Annotated in this window: 11 protein-coding genes and 1 tRNA gene; 4 read left to right on the top strand and 8 right to left on the bottom strand. The window is 62.3% G+C overall.

The window, feature by feature from the left end:
- Nucleotides 1-141 precede the first annotated feature (141 nt).
- Nucleotides 142-2976, top strand: coding sequence for a DUF3141 domain-containing protein (locus tag F8N96_RS11460; protein ID WP_224794087.1), 2835 nt, complete (start codon nucleotides 142-144; stop codon nucleotides 2974-2976).
- A gap of 18 nt (nucleotides 2977-2994) precedes the next feature.
- Here the strand turns inward: F8N96_RS11460 and F8N96_RS11455 are convergent, their stop codons facing one another.
- Nucleotides 2995-4029: an AraC family transcriptional regulator gene (locus F8N96_RS11455; protein WP_150797895.1), complete on the bottom strand. Its 1035-nt coding sequence runs from the start codon at nucleotides 4027-4029 to the stop codon at nucleotides 2995-2997.
- 259 nt (nucleotides 4030-4288) lie between these two features.
- On the opposite strand from F8N96_RS11455, the gene phbB reads away from it, so the two are divergent.
- The 3 genes from phbB (at nucleotide 4289) to phaC (ending at nucleotide 8065) form a co-directional block, all read left to right on the top strand.
- The gene (gene phbB / locus F8N96_RS11450; protein WP_150797894.1) at nucleotides 4289-5035 is read left to right on the top strand and encodes an acetoacetyl-CoA reductase; all 747 of its coding nucleotides are present in this window, start codon (nucleotides 4289-4291) and stop codon (nucleotides 5033-5035) included.
- A gap of 57 nt (nucleotides 5036-5092) precedes the next feature.
- Entirely contained in the window at nucleotides 5093-6271 is a 1179-nt protein-coding gene (locus F8N96_RS11445; RefSeq protein ID WP_150767758.1) for an acetyl-CoA C-acetyltransferase, read from the top strand.
- A gap of 90 nt (nucleotides 6272-6361) precedes the next feature.
- The gene (phaC, locus tag F8N96_RS11440) at nucleotides 6362-8065 is read left to right on the top strand and encodes a class I poly(R)-hydroxyalkanoic acid synthase (protein WP_150797893.1); all 1704 of its coding nucleotides are present in this window, start codon (nucleotides 6362-6364) and stop codon (nucleotides 8063-8065) included.
- Between the two features lie 254 nt (nucleotides 8066-8319).
- Here phaC and F8N96_RS11435 read toward each other — a convergent pair.
- The 7 genes from F8N96_RS11435 to fdnG form a co-directional block, all read right to left on the bottom strand.
- Nucleotides 8320-8415: transfer RNA gene (locus tag F8N96_RS11435), tRNA-Sec, on the bottom strand.
- A 5-nt stretch (nucleotides 8416-8420) separates the two neighbouring features.
- Complete coding sequence (gene selB / locus F8N96_RS11430; RefSeq protein ID WP_150797892.1) at nucleotides 8421-10328, bottom strand: selenocysteine-specific translation elongation factor; 1908 nt, start codon at nucleotides 10326-10328, stop codon at nucleotides 8421-8423.
- The gene (selA, locus tag F8N96_RS11425; protein WP_150797891.1) at nucleotides 10325-11755 is read right to left on the bottom strand and encodes an L-seryl-tRNA(Sec) selenium transferase; all 1431 of its coding nucleotides are present in this window, start codon (nucleotides 11753-11755) and stop codon (nucleotides 10325-10327) included. The genes selB and selA overlap by 4 nt, the downstream gene beginning before the upstream one ends.
- Nucleotides 11756-12345: 590 nt before the next feature.
- Nucleotides 12346-13272 (bottom strand): formate dehydrogenase accessory protein FdhE, encoded by a 927-nt coding sequence (gene fdhE / locus F8N96_RS11410; RefSeq protein ID WP_150797890.1) that lies wholly within the window; start codon nucleotides 13270-13272, stop codon nucleotides 12346-12348.
- Between the two features lie 4 nt (nucleotides 13273-13276).
- Nucleotides 13277-13930: a formate dehydrogenase subunit gamma gene (locus F8N96_RS11405; protein ID WP_150797889.1), complete on the bottom strand. Its 654-nt coding sequence runs from the start codon at nucleotides 13928-13930 to the stop codon at nucleotides 13277-13279.
- Nucleotides 13927-14862 (bottom strand): formate dehydrogenase subunit beta, encoded by a 936-nt coding sequence (gene fdxH / locus F8N96_RS11400; RefSeq protein ID WP_150797888.1) that lies wholly within the window; start codon nucleotides 14860-14862, stop codon nucleotides 13927-13929. The genes F8N96_RS11405 and fdxH overlap by 4 nt, the downstream gene beginning before the upstream one ends.
- Nucleotides 14863-17928, bottom strand: a complete 3066-nt coding sequence (gene fdnG, locus F8N96_RS11395; protein ID WP_150797887.1) for a formate dehydrogenase-N subunit alpha — start codon at nucleotides 17926-17928, stop codon at nucleotides 14863-14865.
- Between the last annotated feature and the right edge of the window lie 151 nt (nucleotides 17929-18079).

Below are 18079 nucleotides of genomic sequence, written 5' to 3'. Positions count from 1 at the left end.
GAAATTTTTGTGCGCTGCAAAATAATTCTTGTCAGCCGTGCCATTAATAGCGCTAAACTCCTGACCATCAACGGCCCACCCAGTCTTGTTAATTGAAGGCCTGGATGTGCCGCTCCCCCTATAAGGCGTCAGGAGGTCACGATGGGCCAGGAACAAAATATTGCGCTGCAAGATGAAGGACTTGCACCAGCCCCAGGGTTGTTCGAGCACCTGAACCACCTGCAACGCCTCAATACCCGCAATGTGCTTGACGCCGTACAGAAACGCCAGGCAAAAACCTTCGCACCCTCAAGTCTCGGGCAACTGAGACAGCCTACCGCGAAGGAATGGCAGGAATATTTCACTGATCTGGGCCAACGCAGCGTGCTGTTCTGGGACACCTTGCGTCAGCGCGGCGACAACACCCTGGCGCACGAGCGGGCCGGGTATCCGCTGCTGCTCAAATTCGATCATGAAACCCTGGTCGACGGTGCAGACCTGCCCCGCCCGGTCAATTACTCGCTGTTGCAGGTGTTCGGCGGCTCCGGCAAAGCGATCGACGCCAATAAACCGCCAGTGATCATCATCGATCCACGGGGCGGTCATGGCTCGGGCATCGGCGGTTTCAAACAGGATTCGGTCATCGGCGAAAGTCTGCGGGCCGGTCATCCCACCTACTTCATCGCCTTCAGCCACTCGCCAAGACCCGGGCAAACCCTCGCGGACATTACCGCCGCCCAGGCCCGGTTCATCGAAGCCGTCAGCGCCCGGCATCCCGCCAGCAGCAAACCGGTAGTGATCGGCAACTGCCAGGCGGGCTGGGCCTTGATGGGGTTGGCAGCCTCCCGGCCGGAGTTGCCGGGGCTGATCATCGTCAATGGCGCGCCGTTGTCCTACTGGGCCGGCGTCAATGGAAAAAATCCGATGCGCTACACCGGCGGCTTGCTGGGTGGCGGCTGGATGGCGCGCCTGGGCAGCGACCTGGGCAATGACCGTTTCGACGGCACCTGGCTGGTGAGCAATTTCGAAAGCCTCGACCCGGCGCACAGCTGGTGGGGCAAGTACTACCACCTGTTCAGCGAAGTCGACAGCGAGGTCGAGCGTTTCCTGGACTTCGAGCGCTGGTGGGGCAGCCCGACGCTGCTCAACGGCGAAGAAATCGAGATGATTGTCGATGACCTGTTCATCGGCAATCGCTTGTCCGGCGGCCTGGGGCGCAAGAGCAGCGGGCTGGATCTCAAGCGCATCGAAGTGCCGGTGGTGGTGTTCTGCTCCTATGGCGACAACATCACGCCGCCGCAACAGGCGCTGGACTGGATCACCGATGTCTACCCCAGCGATCTCGCCCTGCAACGTGCCGGGCGCACCATCGTTTACCTGCGCCATGCCAGCATCGGGCACCTGGGCATCTTCGTTTCCGGTGAAGTGGCCCGGCGCGAGCACCGGGAACTGCTCGGCGCGGTCGACATCATCAACGCCTTGCCGGCCGGACTGTATGAAATGTTGATCGAAGACTTGCCAGAAAACTCGGCAACTCGCTATGCCGTGCGTTTCGAACCGCGGCGGATCGCCGACATTCATGGCGACGAGCCGGCACGCCGTGACGACGATCGCGAATTCGCCCTCGTCGAACGCGCTTCCGCCCTCAACAACAGCCTTTACGACGGTTTTATACGCCCGTGGCTGCGGCAGTGGATCAACGAACCGAGTGCCGAACTTATTCGCCGCTCGCACCCCTTCCATCAGCAACAAGTGATGTGGAGCAGCGCGAACCCGGCCTTGTGGTGGCTGTCCGCCAGTGCCTCCCTGGTGAGCAAGGTTCGCCACCCTGCCTCCCCGGACAACCCGCTTCTGGCCTGGCAGGCGTTGTTCTCCAACCAGATCCAGGATGCCCTGGACAGTTACCGCGATCTGCGCGATGCCACCCAGGAGCTGTGTTTCTACGGTATCTATGGCGTATTGAACAGCCTCACCGGTAATGTCGCCGGACGCAATCTGCAGGCACATGCCGAGCAGCACGACAAGCTCGTGATCGAACGCCTGCAGGATGCCCTGCCCCTGGGCGGCCTGATGGAAGCCTTGATCCGCATCCTGTTTCTGTTGGGCCGCGACAGCAACGAGCCCGGCCGGCAAAGCGTCGAGAAACTGATCCGGCAATTGCAGGCGCCGCTGCCGGATCGCGGCGCCGGGACGATTGACCTGCGCGAAACCTTGAGCCTGCAGAGACTGCTGGTCGTCACCTATCCGCAGGAAAGCGTGCAAAGCCTGCCCTTGATGCTGCCCGAGGCCGAAGAACGCCGGCAAGTGCTGGCAGCAGCGGCCAATCTGCTGCCGGAACTGCTGACCGTCAACGGCGCTGAACACCCGTTCTGGCGTGAGCTGCACACACTGCTCGATGTCCCGTTGCCAGGTTCCAGCGCGACCCAGGCGCCAGGCAAAGCCGAAGCCGTCGAGCAGGCAATACCGGTGGCAACCCCTGAGCCGATCAAGCAACAAGCACCTGTGGCAACACCTGAGCCAGTCAAGCAACAAGCACCTGTGGCAACACCTGAGCCAGTCAAGCAGCAAGCGCCCGTGGCAGCACCTGCGCCAGTCAAGCAGCAAGCGCCCGTGACAGCACCTGCGCCAGTCAAGCAACAAGCTCCCGCGGCAACGCCTGAGCCAGTCAAGCAACAAGCGCCTGTGGCAACGCCTGAGCCAGTCAAGCAACAAGCTCCCGTGACAACGCCTGAGCCAGTCAAGCAAAAAGCTGCAGGGGTAACACCTCAGCCGGCCGAGCTAAAAGCACCGGTGGTCACGTCGCAACCAGTCAAGCCAAAAGACCCGGTGGCAACACCTGAGCCGATCAAACAGGAGGTCCCGGTTGCAGCGACCAAGCCGACCGAGCCAAAAGCCCCGGCAGTGCTTCCCAAGCCCGTCGCCAAAAAGGTGAGCCCGGCGAGCCCCAACCCCAAGGGCAAAAAAGGGACGAAAAAACCTCCGACCAAACAGCCTTGATCACCGACGAGAGCCGCGTCACATCGACGCGGTCTCTTCGCTCCCGACCGATTCGGTCCGGTACTGACCGGGTGTCTTGCCGAACCAGCGGCTGCAGGCTTTGTTGAAGCTGCTGTGGTCATGAAAACCAAGGAGATACGCCACATGCTTCATGTTGAAGTGAGAATGGCGCAGGTAGAAATCGGCCAGTTGCCGGCGCACGGCGTTCTGCACGTCCTTGAACTGGGTCCCTTCCCTTTCCAGGGCGCGTTGCAGGGTGCGCTTGCTGAGGTTCAACGCAGCGGCGATCGACTCCATGTCGCATTGCCCCTGGCCGTGACTCAAACGCTCGGTGAGCAGCGCGCGGATTTTGCCGACAATGGAGAAGCCACAGAGCGAATCCAGCTGCGCCTCGGCAAAACTGTCATGCAGTACCGCCAGCGCCTCGTTGGCCATGCTCAACGGATGCAACAGTTCCTGGCCGTCAAACAGAATGCTGTCGTAGGCCGAACCAAAGTGCAGGTCGCAGCCAAACAGCCTTTGATGCTCGGACGTGTCTCGCGGTTCGGGATAGCTGAATTCCACACTCAGGGGCTGCGGCAGCGTGCCGTCGCCCAGCCAGCGGCAGAAGCCCAGCAGGGAAGCCAGCCCGGCATCGGCATATTGCCGAGGCTTGACCGAGCCGGGCTGTTGATGATCGAGCGAGGCCATTCGGTAATGCGCCTGCTCCGGGACAAAAAACAGGCTGAACCCGGTGCCGATCAACGGGCTGAATCGCACCAGGCGTTCAAGCGCCCTTTTCAGGTTCAGGCTCGACATCATGGTGTAGCCGACAATCTGAAAACTGCCGGGATGAAAATGGCCATAGGCTTTCAAACCAATGTCGGGATCGCCGCTGGCCTGTGCCGCCAGTTGCCAAAGCCGATAGATCGCCCTTCGCTCGCACAACGCTCCTGGCGTGTGCGCGATGTTCAAGTCCAGTCCAGCCTCCTGACAAAGGTGGGCGACATCCAGTCCTTCCGCTGACAGCGTATTGACCAGCACGTTGGCGTAACCGGAACTCATTCTATACATGGCGTCCTCATTGACCTGTGGAACCGAACGTCCTGTCCGGAGCCATACTGATCTGCATTAAAACAAAATACTAACCGGCGGTTCAATTTGCAGAATTGATCTCAGTATAGGTACTGCTCATCTTTTGTCAGTGGATATAAAAAACCTGCATGGCGCCGTTGGACACCAGACAGTCACCTCCCAACACTTCCGCATACCTCGCCAATACCGAACAATCACCCCCCATCCTGCAACGCAAAATATAGAAAGGAAATACTGTATGAAATCGCTTGGTCGTATTGCGTTGGTTACTGGCGGTATGGGTGGGATAGGCACGGCAATTTGCCAGCGCCTGCACAAGGAAGGCTTCAAAGTCATCGTGGGCTGCAGCTCGGATTCCGCCCGCAAGAATGAATGGGCAGCGAGCCAGCTGGCGGCGGGTTATCAGTTCGAATTCATCTACGGCGACATCACCGATTGGGAGTCCACCCGCAAGGCTTTCGAGATGGCCCGTGAACAATTCGGTCCGGTGGATGTACTGGTCAACAACGCCGGCATCACCCGTGACGCCTCCTTCCGCAAAATCACTCCGGAAGACTGGAACGCCGTCATCAACACCAACCTCAACGGCATGTTCAATACCACCAAACAGGTGATTGAAGGCATGTTGTCCAAGGGCTGGGGCCGGATCATCAACATCTCCTCGATCAACGGTCAACGTGGCCAGTTCGGCCAGACCAACTACAGCGCGGCCAAAGCCGGCATCCACGGCTTCACCATGGCCCTGGCCCGTGAAGTTTCAGGCAAGGGCGTGACCGTCAACACCGTCTCCCCTGGCTATATCCAGACCAGCATGACCGCGGCCATCCGCCAGGACATTCTCGACACCATGATCGCGGCCACCCCGGTCGGTCGCCTCGGCCAACCCGAAGAAATCGCCTCGATCGTCGCCTGGCTGGCATCGGATGAATCGGGCTACAGCACCGGCGCCGACTTCTCGGTCAATGGCGGCATGAACATGCAATAAGCCTATCAGGGCATGGACGCCCTGCTCCCGCTTGACACAATTCTGATGAGGTTTTGCATGAACGAAGTCGTAATCGTTGCCGCTACGCGTACCGCCATTGGCAGTTTTCAAGGTTCCCTGTCCGCCATTCCCGCCACCGAACTGGGCGCAGCAGTGATTCGTCGCCTGCTCGAACAGACCGGCATCGATGCTGCGCAGGTCGATGAAGTGATCCTCGGCCAAGTGCTGACCGCAGGCTCCGGGCAGAACCCGGCACGCCAATCGGCGATCAAGGCCGGCCTGCCCCATACCGTCCCTGCCCTGACCCTGAACAAAGTCTGCGGCTCTGGCCTCAAGGCAGTCCAGCTCGCGGTCCAGGCCATCCGTTGCGGCGACGCCGAACTGGTGATCGCCGGCGGCCAGGAAAACATGAGCCTGGCCCCCTATGTGCTGCCCAAGGCACGCACCGGCCTGCGCATGGGTCATGCGCAACTGCAGGACAGCGTGATCCAGGATGGCTTGTGGGATGCGTTCAACGACTACCACATGGGCATCACCGCCGAGAACCTGGCCAGCAAGTATGAGCTCAGTCGCGAAGACCAGGACGCCTTTGCCGCGGCCTCGCAGCAGAAAGCTTCTGCAGCCATCGAAGGCGGTTATTTCAAGGCTGAAATCACCCCGATCCTGATTCCCCAGCGCAAGGGCGATCCGCTGGTCTTCGACACCGATGAACAACCGCGCCCGGGCAGCACGCTCCAGGCGTTGGGCAACCTCAAGCCGGCGTTCCAGAAAACCGGCACCGTTACCGCCGGCAACGCGTCGACCCTCAACGATGGCGCCGCCGTGCTGATGCTGGCCAGCGCCGCCAAGGCCCAGGCCCTGGGCTTGCCGGTATTGGCGCGCATCAAGGCCTATGCCAGTGCCGGTGTCGACCCGTCGATCATGGGCATCGGCCCGGTGCCTGCCACCCGCCTGGCCCTGACCAAGGCCGGCTGGAGCCTGGACGACCTGGACCTGATCGAAGCCAACGAAGCGTTCGCCGCGCAGTCACTGGCCGTCGGCAAGGAACTGGGCTGGGACATGAACAAAGTCAACGTCAACGGTGGCGCGATTGCCCTCGGTCATCCGATCGGTGCATCAGGCGCGCGAATCCTGGTGTCGCTGGTGCATGAGCTGATTCGTCGCGACGGCAAAAAAGGCCTGGCCACCTTGTGCATCGGTGGCGGTCAGGGCGTGAGCCTGGCGATCGAGCGCTAGGTTTACCGATCGGCTTGCTTGACTGCAGACGCGGCGCCGAATTCCGGCGCCGCGGTTTTTTCTGCCTTTTAACATGTGGGCAAGGAATTCATGGACAATAACGCACATACGTTCAACACCTTCTGGTCAGGCCAGGTCCCGTTCGTTGCTTCCTTTGCAGTGCAACAATTACGCCTGTGGGTCGCCACCAATCCGTGGTTCACCGGGCAGGACTGCGACGCCTGGTTCGATCTGCCACGCAGTACCCTGGACAGCCTTCAATCGGATTATCAGCAGCAATGGGCTCAACTCGGCCAGCGTCTGTTGACCGGCCAGGCCTTTACCTTCGACGACCGACGGTTTGCCAGCGGTAACTGGAGCCAGCCGTTGTTCGGTTCCCTCGCGGCGTTTTACCTGCTCAATTCCGGCTTTCTGATGAAGCTGCTCGATCTGCTGCCGATCAATGAGAAGAAACCACGCCAGCGTCTGCTGTATCTGGTGGAGCAAGCGATCGCCGCCGGTGCGCCGAGCAACTTCCTGGCCAGCAACCCCGATGCACTGCAACGGGTGGTCGAGACCCAAGGCAGCAGCCTCGTCACCGGCCTGATGCACCTGGCCAGCGACCTGCAGGAAGGCAAGATGCGCCAGTGCGACGCCGGCGCCTTCAAAGTGGGGGTCGACCTGGCCAACACCCCTGGCGAAGTGGTCTTCGAGAACGAGCTCTTCCAGCTCATCCAGTACTATCCGCAAGGCGAAACCCAGTACCGGCGCCCGATGTTTATCGTTCCGCCATCGATCAACAAGTACTACATCCTCGACCTGCGCCCCGACAACTCGATGGTTCGCCATCTGTTGCAGCAAGGCCACCCGGTGTTTCTGATGTCCTGGCGCAACTTCGACGAGTCGCTCGCCGGCACCACCTGGGATGACCTGATCGAAACCGCCATTATCAAAGGCCTGCAGGTGACCCGCGAGATCAGCGGCGAGCCACGGCCCAATTGCATGGGTTTCTGCATCGGTGGCACGCTGCTGAGTTCGGCGCTGGCCGTATTGGCGGCCCGCGGCGACAAGGAAATCTCCAGCGTCAGCCTGCTGACCACGTTCCTCGATTACCGCGATACCGGTGCGATCGATATCTTCGTCGACGAACAACTGGTAGCCCAACGCGAGCGCACCATTGGCGGCGTGAAGGGCCCCATCGGCCTGTTCAAGGGCGAGGACATGGGCAATACCTTCTCGCTGCTACGCCCCAACGACCTGTGGTGGAACTACAACGTCGACAAATACCTGAAGGGGCAGAAACCGATCCCGCTGGATCTGCTGTTCTGGAACAACGACAGCACCAACCTGCCAGGGCCGATGTACTGCTGGTACCTGCGCCATACCTATCTGCAGAACGACCTGAAATCCGGTGAGCTGGATTGCTGCGGGGTCAAGCTGGATCTGCGCGCGATCGACGCCCCGGCCTATATCCTCGCCACCCATGACGACCACATCGTGCCATGGAGGAGCGCTTACGCCAGCACCGAACTGCTGTCGGGAACCAAGCGTTTCGTGCTGGGTGCCTCGGGACATATCGCGGGCGTGATCAATCCACCGGCCAAGGAAAAACGCCACTACTGGACCAACGACCAGGTCACCCAGGACCCTCAGAACTGGTTCGACAATGCCCAACAGAAGCCAGGTAGTTGGTGGAACGATTGGTTCGCCTGGCTGGCCGACCAGGCCGGGAAACGCCAGCCTTCGGTGCAGCACATGGGTAACGCGCAGTACCCGCCGCAGGAACCGGCACCCGGGCGTTATGTGAAGCAATGACAGGCTCTGTAGGAGCAAGCTTGCTCGCGAAAGCGGTCGATCAGTCACGGCGATGTTGAATGAGCCGCCGTCTTCGCTGGCAAGCCAGCTCCTACAGAGGTCTGTGTTGGACGTAATATTTGTGTACGGCAGCGATTCCTGTGCGGGCTTGCCCGCGAAGGCGGTCGGTCTGTCACTGCGATGTTGAATGTGCCGCCGCCTTCGCTGGCAAGCCAGCTCCTACAGGGGGCTGGGGTGCCTGGGGGATTTGAAAATGGCGGAAGGCAGCGGGAGTCGAACCTGCCCGGGAACGGATGCCGTCCCCAACCGGGTTTGAAGCCCGGCCGCGCCACCGGGCGCGATTGCCTTCCTGAACTCAGGGCTCGTTCGGATGAGCCAGTGCATTGTCGAGTCGGATATGACGCTTGTCGCCGAACCGTCGGGTGAGGCCGATGCGGTCGAAGTATTCGAGAATCTGGATGCTACGTTTTCGCCCCAGGCCCACCTTGTCCCGAAACGCCGTAACCTGGATCAGCGGGTTCTGGGCCGCCAGTTGCACCAGCATAGCCGCCAATCGACGCAGCATCGCATCGGTGTAGAACAGATCACGGACGACCTGGTGCAGCAACCCCAGCCGCGCCATCTTGCGCAGCAGCAAACGTACCGCGGCCGGGTCATGACCAAGGTCGCGCACCCACGGCGGATCGAAGCCGGCCTGCTCGAACACCGGCTGCAATTGTTGCCACAGGGCTTCGTCGTCTTCGCTCAAGCGCACCTGATGATCGGGCAGATGCAGCCACGGACCACTGGCCGCCATCGCCCCGCTGGCCAGCAACTCCTCAAGCAGGCTGATGAAGATCGGACGATCCAGTGCCGTACCGGTGAATCGGCGCAAGCGATCCCGGTCCGGGCCCATTTGATCCGGTTCGAGTCGATGAAAGCGTGCGAGGTGTTCCAGCACCGGTATTTTCAGGGCCTCCCAGCGGGCCGAGCTGAACAGCAATGAGCCCTGGCGCGTGTCGATCAGGCGCACATCGCCCGGCAACACCCAGCTATCACGCGGGCGGTTGAACTGACGCTCCAGACATCGGGGATCTAGGCCTGTGTCGCTATTGGCCAGCAACACTGGCAGCACCTGTTCCAGGCTATGGCTGCCGGCCAGTGCCTGCAACTGCGCCAGGCGCTCGGGACTGCGGCGGTGTCGGCTCGGTGCGAACGGGTCGAGCACCCGGCCACCGCCAAGCGTGCGTTGGGCGCTCTGGTCGCGAAGAATCAACGGGTCGCCCTTCACGGCCTGCACCGGGTTGTTGAGCAGCAGTTGCGCGAGCGTCCGCTCACCGGGGACAAGGCTGGTGCCTTCGAGCAAAGCCACCCGTCCCGTCACGTCCTGGGTAGCCAGATGCACATGCACGGGTTGGAAGTGTTCCAAGGGCTTGTCTTCACTGGACAGTAACCGCAGCTCTATATCCAGGCGTTGGGTCGGTGCGTGCAGCCACTCGGCCAGCAGCCAGTGCCCGCGATGAATCTGTTCCAGGGCCAGCCGCTCGGCACTCAGGTTCAACGCCACGCGCTGGCCGGCAACCGCGCTGTTCGCGGCTTGATTTTGCGCATGCAAGCCACGCACGCGTACCGGTTTTCCCTGGGGACCGAGCATCAACGTATCACCCACCACGACCTGCCCGGACAACGCGGTACCGGTCACCACGATACCGGCGCCGGCCACGCTGAATGCTCGATCGATGGCCAGGCGAAACCCGCCATGGGTGCTGCGTTGCATAACGTCATGTTGCGCTTGGAGCAAGGCCTGGCGCAGGGTCTCGACTCCCGCCCCGGTCACACTCGATAGCGCAATCTGCGGCGCGCCGGCATAAGGTCCGGGCGCCAGCAACGCTTCGATCTGGCCGCGCACGGCCTGCACCCTGGCGGGATCCACCCGGTCGCATTTGGTGATGGCGATCAGTGCCCGGGGAATGCCCAGCAGTTCGACGATGGCCAGATGCTCGCGAGTCTGCGGCATGACACCGTCGTCGGCCGCCACCACCAGCAGCACCAGATCGATGCCCTGCGCCCCGGCCAGCATGTTGTGAGTGAAACGCTCATGACCGGGCACGTCGATAAAACCGGTCAGGGCCGCTCCGGGTTCCAGCGCCGCGTATAGATACCCCAGGTCGATGGTCATGCCGCGCTCGCGTTCTTCCCGGCGACGATCGCCGGCCTGGCCGGTCAAGGCCTGGAGCAAGGCCGTCTTGCCGTGGTCGATGTGCCCTGCGGTACCGACTATCACCCTGGTGCGCCCTCCTGCGGCCATCGCTCGAGTTGCGCCAGCCACGCCGCCTCGTCGTCCAGTTGCCGCAGGTCGAGCCACAAGGCGTCGTCATCGATGCGTCCGAGCACCGGGATCGGCAAGCCGCGCAGCGCGGTTTCCAGACCGTGCAGGCGTCGTCCGCGCAAACGTTTGGACGTGGCGGGGCGAATGCATAACGCGGCACTCGGCAAGCGCGCCACCGGTTGGCTGCCACTGCCGATCATGCCCAGCGCGACCACTGCGCTGACGCTCCAGCCGTCGCCGAGCACCCTGGCCAGTGCGGGCTGCAGGCGCTCGGCCTGGGCCAGGATGTCCGCTTGTGGCCGGGTCAGCAGGCGCAGACTCGGCAGGCGTTCAGCCAGTCGGTCCGGATCGCGGTACAGGCCCAACACGGCTTCAAGGGCGGCCAAGGTCAGTTTGTCGACCCGCAAGGCGCGTTTGAGCGGGTTCTTTTTGATACGCGCAATCAGGTCCTTGCGGCCGACGATCAACCCGGCTTGCGGGCCGCCGAGCAACTTGTCGCCGCTGAAGGTCACGATGTCCGCGCCATCGAGCAGCGCCTGGCGCACCGTCGGTTCGGCGGGCAAACCCCAGCGCGTCAGGTCCAGCAGGCTGCCGCTGCCGAGGTCTTCCAGCAACGGCAATCCGTGCTTGTGGGCCAGTTGCGCCAGCTCGGCGGTCGGTACCCGGGCGGTGAAGCCTTCGATGGCGTAGTTGCTCGCGTGCACCCGCATCACCAGGCCACTGCGCGGACCGATGGCCGCTTCATAATCCCGGGCATGGGTGCGATTGGTGGTGCCGACTTCGTGCAGCTTCACCCCGGCCCGGGCCATGATGTCGGGAATCCGGAACGCGCCGCCGATCTCGATCAGCTCGCCCCGGGAAATGATGCCTTCCTTGCGGGCGCCCAGGCTGTTGAGCGTCAGTAACACCGCGGCGGCATTGTTATTGACCACGGTCACGGCTTCGGCGCCGGTCAATTCGCGGACCAGGCCTTCGATCAGGTCGTCACGGTCGCCGCGCTTGCCGCTGTCCAGGTCGAATTCGAGGTTGAGCGGGTAGCGCGCAGCGAGTTGCACGGCTTCAATCGCCTCCTCCGGCAACAGCGCGCGACCGAGGTTGGTGTGCAGCACGGTGCCGGTGAGGTTGAACACTCGGCGGACATGGCTGCGATGCTGGATCGCCAAACGTTCGCCGACCCGTCCCGCCAATACCTGAGGGGTGATTTCCACCCCCTCCACCGCCCCGTCATGCACCGCCTCGCGCAGGTCATCGAGCAATTGCCGCAAGCTGGCCAGCAGCGCGTCGCGCCCATAGCGCTGGGCCAGTGGCTGGCACGCCGGATGACGCAGCAAACTGTCGATGGAAGGTAGCCGCAAGGTCTGGCTGGCGGATCTGGAGGGCATCAAGGGCTCCCGCGAACGCTGACCGCCTGAGTGTAGCCGTTGAACCGCTTCGCGAGCAGGCTCGCTCCCACAGGGGAATCGCTGCCGTGCGCACTATCATGCCTGACTCCCCCCTGTAGGAGCTGGCTTGCCAGCGAAGGCGGCCTCGAGCCTTGCGGCGCCCATGCAGACGCCTTCGCCGGCAAGCCGGCTCCTACAGGAATCGCGCCGTGCACACTTGCCATGCCCAACACCACCCCCCTGTAGGAGCTGGCTTGCCAGCGAAGGCGGCCTCAAGACTTGCAGCGCCCAAGCAGACGCCTTCGCCGGCAAGCCGGCTCCTACAGGAATCGCGCCGTGCACACCTGCCATGCCCAACACCACCCCCCTGTAGGAGCTGGCTTGCCAGCGAAGGCGGCCTCGAGCCTTGCGGCGCCCATGCAGACGCCTTCGCCGGCAAGCCGGCTCCTACAGGAATCGCGCCGTGCACACCTGCCATGCCCAACACCACCCCCCTGTAGGAGCTGGCTTGCCAGCGAAGGCGGCCTCAAGACTTGCAGCGCCCAAGCAGACGCCTTCGCCGGCAAGCCGGCTCCTACAGGATCACAGGTTCAGTCGCCTCCGGGGGCTAACAACAGATTCGGTGCGGGGCGCTGGTAGCCTTCCTGCTCCAGGCGCATATCGAGCAGCAGGCTGCCCAGGTCGGTCGAGAGCGCTTCGGCTTCGGCGTCGTTTTCCAGGTACAGCAGCTTCAGGTAGCTGTGACAGCCGGGGCAGGTTTCCGCGCGCAAGGGCGCCTGGTCGGCGGCATGGCGGTCATCCTCGAGGCTGATGTATTCCAGGCCTTTGCTTTGCTCGCAGTACACGCAGTTGACCCGCACCACGTGCCATTCACAGGCACACAGCGAGCACACCAGGTAACGCAGGCCGTTGTATTTGCCGCGATGACGAATCACCCCGGCCATGGCCGGCGAACCACAGGCCGGGCATTGGCTGAGGCTGTCGCCGGGTTTCAGGTGCAGATTCGGTGTGCCCAACAACCAATAGCTCCACGCTGCCTGCAACGTAGCGCCGAGAAAAGGAACCAGTGCCGCTGGCAGCAACGTGAACTGGCCGCTGACCAGGGCAACCGCCCAGGCCTTGAGCTGCCCGACGTTGGCATTGCGCAACGATGCCAGGGCTTTCTCGACCGCAGGTTGTGCAGGTCGCGGGTACCGCTGCAACAACGCGTCAAGGAACGGCAACCAACCGCCCTCCCGTACCAGGCTGTCGGCGGCGAACGGTGGCAGCCCATGTTGCTGGCAGACCCGCAGGCGTTCGGGGTCCGGCGCTGCAGCGGCCGGCGGATCGTCCATCAGTTGTTGCTGGACATGGCACAGGCTGGCCACCAGCCGCAGGTAATCGGCCAAGGGATGCCCTGCGGCCAACCGCTCCAGGCGCTGCGCCCGCAACGTGAACAGGTTGTTCGGTGGCAGGTGCAGAAACGGCGGTGAAGTCGCCGCCGCTTCGATGTCGCCAGGCTCAAGAATGGTCGCCAAGGGGTTATCCTTTTCTGTTGACCGGTCGCTCGGGGTGTTCGTCCCGGGTCACTTCCCGGTACCAGAGTTCGTGGTGTTTTTTCGCCCAGGCGCGACTGACCCAACCCTGCATCATCGCGCTGACCGAACCCTTGATCCAGATGCCGGCGTAAATGTGCACGATGATGCTCAGCACCAGGATCAAACCGGCCACCGCGTGCAGCAGCATCGCCCAGCGAATCGCCGTGATGCCGAAGTACACGCTGAAATACGCGCGCCAGATCACCAGTCCGCTGAACAGCAACACCAACATGCACAGCAACAATGTCCAGAACAGCAGCTTCTGCCCCGGGTTGTACTTGCCGATCGCCGGCACGCCCTCCTCCTCGTTCCGCATCACCCGCCCGACACGGCGCAGCCACAGACGGTCATTGCTGATAAAGAAGTTCGCCCGAAAGAATTGAAGCACCAGGCCCAGAAACAGGACGAACATCACCACGCCCATGAACGGATGCAGAATGCGCGTCCAGGGTCCGCCGCCGAACAGGTGGCTGAGCCAGAACAGCGCCGGATGAAACAACGCCAGCCCCGACAGCGCCGCCAGGAAGAAGAAGATCGCCACCAGCCAGTGATTGGTGCGCTGGTTCGCGGTGTAGCGCAGGATCTGTCTGCGGATCATGGTCTGTCCTCCCCGCGCGGATCGAAGGTATGCACCGACGGATCGACCTCATGCACCGCAGGATCGACGACGCCCGGGAGCTCATCTTCCTCCACCAGTTGCGGCCCGACTCGCACGTAATGGAAGAAGCCGGCCAGCACCGCCAGGCCCATGGCCAGTAATCCCAGGGGTTTGCTCACCCCTTTCCACAGGTCGACCAAGGGACTGATCGTCGGATGATCCGGCAAGCCGGCGTAGAGCACCGGCGTGTCCGCGTGATGCAATACATACATGACATGCGTGCCGCCGACACCGGCGGGGTCGTACAGGCCGGCGTTTGCAAAGCCACGGCTCTTGAGGTCGACGATGCGCTCGGCGGCATGTTCTTTCATGTCGTCCTTGGTGCCGAACACAATCGCCCCGGTGGGACAGGTTTTCACGCAGGCCGGTTCCAGGCCCACTGCCACCCGGTCCGAGCACAGGGTGCATTTATAGGCCTTGTGATCCTTCTGCGAGATGCGCGGAATATTGAACGGGCAACCGGTGATGCAGTAACCGCAGCCGATGCAATGGTCCTGGTCGAAATCGACGATGCCGTTGGCGTGCTTGATGATCGCTCCCGGGCTCGGGCACGCCGCCAGGCAACCCGGTTCGGCACAGTGCATGCAGCCGTCCTTGCGAATCAGCCATTCGAGGTTGCCGGCATCGGTTTCATGCTCGGTAAAGCGCATCAGGGTCCAGGTGTCTGCGCTCAGGTCATTGGGGTTGTCGTAGGTGCCGAGGTTATGGCCAACGTCGTCACGCAGCTCGTTCCATTCCGAGCAGGCGACCTGGCAGGCCTTGCAGCCGATGCACTTGGTGGTATCGATCAGCTTGGCCACTTCGTCCTGAGTGCGCACCGAAGGCGAAACCGTGGTGGTGGCCGAACGGGCGATGATGTCTTGGCTGGCCATTTAGACTTTCTCCACGTTGACCAGGAATGACTTGGATTCCGGGGTCTGGGAATTGCCATCGCCGAGGAACGGCACCAGGGTGTTGGTCAGGTAGCCGTGGCGCGTCAGGCCGGTGAAGCCCCAGTGCAACGGAATTCCGATGTGGTGCACCACCTGGCCGTTGACCTGCAGCGGCCGGATGCGCTTGGTGACCACCGCCACCGCTTCGATGAAGCCGCGCCTGGAGCTGACTCGCACCTTGTCACCGGCAACGATGCCTTTCTCCTTGGCCAGTACCTCGCCGATCTCCACGAACTGCTCGGGCTGGGTGATGGCGTTGAGCTTGCAATGCTTGCTCCAGAAGTGGAAATGCTCGGTCAGCCGGTAGCTTGTCGCCGCGTACGGATAGTCCTTGGCCACGCCGAGGGTGTCCCACACCGAATCGAAGATCCGCGCGGCCGGGTTGCTGGTGGCACCCTTGTTGTTGGGGTGCAGCGGGTTGATGCCGATCGGCGTTTCGAAGGGTTCGTAGTGTTCCGGGAAAGGGCCTTCGGCCATATTGTCCCGGGTAAAAAACCGCCCGACGCCTTCGGGCGCCATGATGAACGGATTCATCCCGGCTTCCGGTGGCGAATCTGCCTTGTAGTCCGGGATGTCGGTGCCGGCCCAGGTTTTGCCGTTCCACCACACCAGGCGCTTGTTCTCGGCCCAAGGTTTGCCTTGCGGGTCGCACGAGGCGCGGTTGTAGAGAATCCGCCGGTTCGCCGGCCAGGCCCAGGCCCAGCCCTGGTGCTGGTGTGTGCCATACGGGTCGCTGTTGTCGCGTCGGGCCATCTGGTTGCCCGCCTCGGTCCAGCTGCCGCAGAAAATCCAGCAACCGGACGCGGTGCTACCGTCATCCTTGAGCTGACCGAACCCGGCCAGTTGCGCGCCGGCCTTGATAGTCGCGCCCGTGGCGTCAGTGAAGTCAGCGGTGGCGCTGCCGTTGATTTCCTTGGCCAGTTCTTCCGGCGACGGTTCTTCCGGTACCTTGTAGGGCCAGGACAATTTCATCATCGGCTCGGCATAGGCACCGCCATCGGCCTGATAACGCTGGCGCAGGCGCAGGAACAATTCGCTCATGATGCGGATGTCGGTCCGCGCCAATCCGGGGCCGTCGGCGCCTTTCCAGTGCCATTGCAGCCAGCGACTGCTGTTGACCAGCGAGCCGTCCTCCTCGGCAAAGCAGGTGGTGGGCAGGCGAATCACTTCGGTCTGGATGTCGGCACTCTTCACATCGTTGTACGGCCCGACGTTTTTCCAGAACTCCGAGGTTTCGGTGGCCAGCGGGTCCATGATCACCAGCCACTTCAGTCTGGCCAGTGCCGCTGTCACCCGGTTTTTATCCGGCAGCGCGGCGATCGGGTTGAAGCCCTGGCACATGTAGCCGTTGACCTTGCCCTGGCCCATCATGTCGAACATTTTCAGGATGTCGTAGCTGGGAACGTCGATCTTGGGCAGGTAGTCGTAGCCCCAATGGTTGTCTGCCGTGGCATTGGCGCCGTACCAGGACTTCATCAGGCTGACGTGGAACTTGCCGTAGTTTTGCCAGTAGGACATCTGCCCGGGGCGCAGGGGCTTGAGGGCCCGTTTGAAGATGTAGGTGTCGTAGTCCTGCTCGCTGTCGCTGGGCAGGGTCAGATAGCCGGTCAAGGTATTGGACAATAACCCGAGGTCGGTCAGGCCCTGGATGTTGGAGTGTCCGCGCAAGGCATTGACCCCGCCACCGGGCATGCCGACGTTGCCCAGCAGCAGTTGCACCATCGCCGCGCTGCGGATGATCTGCGAGCCGATCGAATGCTGGGTCCAGCCCAGCGCATAGAGAATCGTCATGGTCTTGCCCGGTGCCGAGCAGGTGGCGATTTCTTCCCAGATCTTCTGGATCGATTCGGTTGGCATGCCGCAGATCTGGCTCACCAGTTCCAGGTTGTAACGGCTGTAGTGCTGCTTGAGCAGCTGGTAGACGCAGCGCGGGTCTTGCAGGGTCGGATCGACCATGGCGAACCCGTCATCGGCGTATTGATAGTTCCAGGTGGTCTTGTCGGTATAACGACGCTTGGCCGCGTCATAGCCGCTGAAGATCCCGTCCTCGAACGTGAAACCGGGGTCGACCAGGAACGACAGGTCGGTGTAGTTGCGCACGTACTCGTGCTGGATCTTGTCCTCGGTCAGCAGGTAATTGATCAGCCCGCCCATGAAGGCGATGTCGGTACCGGTGCGAATCGGCGCGTAATAGTCGGCCACCGAAGCGGTCCGGGTAAATCGCGGGTCGATCACGATCAGCCTGGCGGCGTTGTGCGCCTTGGCTTCGGTCACCCATTTGAAGCCGCACGGGTGTGCTTCTGCTGCGTTGCCGCCCATCACCAGGATCAGGTTCGCGTTGGCGATATCGGTCCAGGTATTGGTCATGGCACCACGGCCAAACGTCGGGGCAAGACTTGCCACCGTCGGGCCGTGTCAGACACGCGCCTGGTTGTCGAACCCCAGCATGCCGAGACTGCGAATGACCTTGTGGGTGATGTAGCCCGCTTCGTTGGACGCCGCCGAGGCCGCCAGGAAACCGGTGGTCAGCCAGCGGTTCACTGTTTCGCCCTCGTCGTTCTTCTCGACGAAGTTGGCATCGCGGTCGGCCTTCATCAGGTCGGCCACGCGATCCAGCGCTTCGTCCCAGGAGACCCGCGTCCACTCGCTGCTACCCGGTTTGCGCACCTCGGGGTATTGCAGGCGACCGGGGCTGTGGATGAAGTCGAGCAGGCCGGCGCCTTTGGGGCACAGGGTGCCGCGATTGACCGGGTGGTCGGCATCGCCTTCGATGTGGATGATGTTTTGCGCGACGTTCTTGGCGGCATCGCCCTGGCTGTACATGATCAACCCGCAGCCGACCGAGCAATACGGACAGGTGTTGCGGGTTTCATGGGTGTGGGCAAGCTTGAAGTGGCGCACCTGCTCGGCGAAGGCAGTCGCGGGGGCCATGCCCAGCGCGCCGAGGCTCGAGCCCGCAAGGCCGATACCAGCGACCTTGAAGAACTGACGACGGTTGAGGTCCATCGTGCACTCCTGATCAGGTGGAGACCCGGTACTTTGCCGGGTTTTTCTGGACGATCACGGTGCCGGCAGCGTAGCTACCGACACTGGAAACTGTAGACAATGCTGTGGTGCATTGTGTGAAAACCGACAGTCGGGCAATCCCTATCTTCCT

This window comes from Pseudomonas fluorescens (genome assembly GCF_902497855.1).
Classification (GTDB): domain Bacteria; phylum Pseudomonadota; class Gammaproteobacteria; order Pseudomonadales; family Pseudomonadaceae; genus Aquipseudomonas; species Aquipseudomonas fluorescens_BI.
The sequence above is the reverse complement of the archived record's forward strand: the minus strand, read 5'-3'. Positions and strand labels throughout refer to the sequence as shown.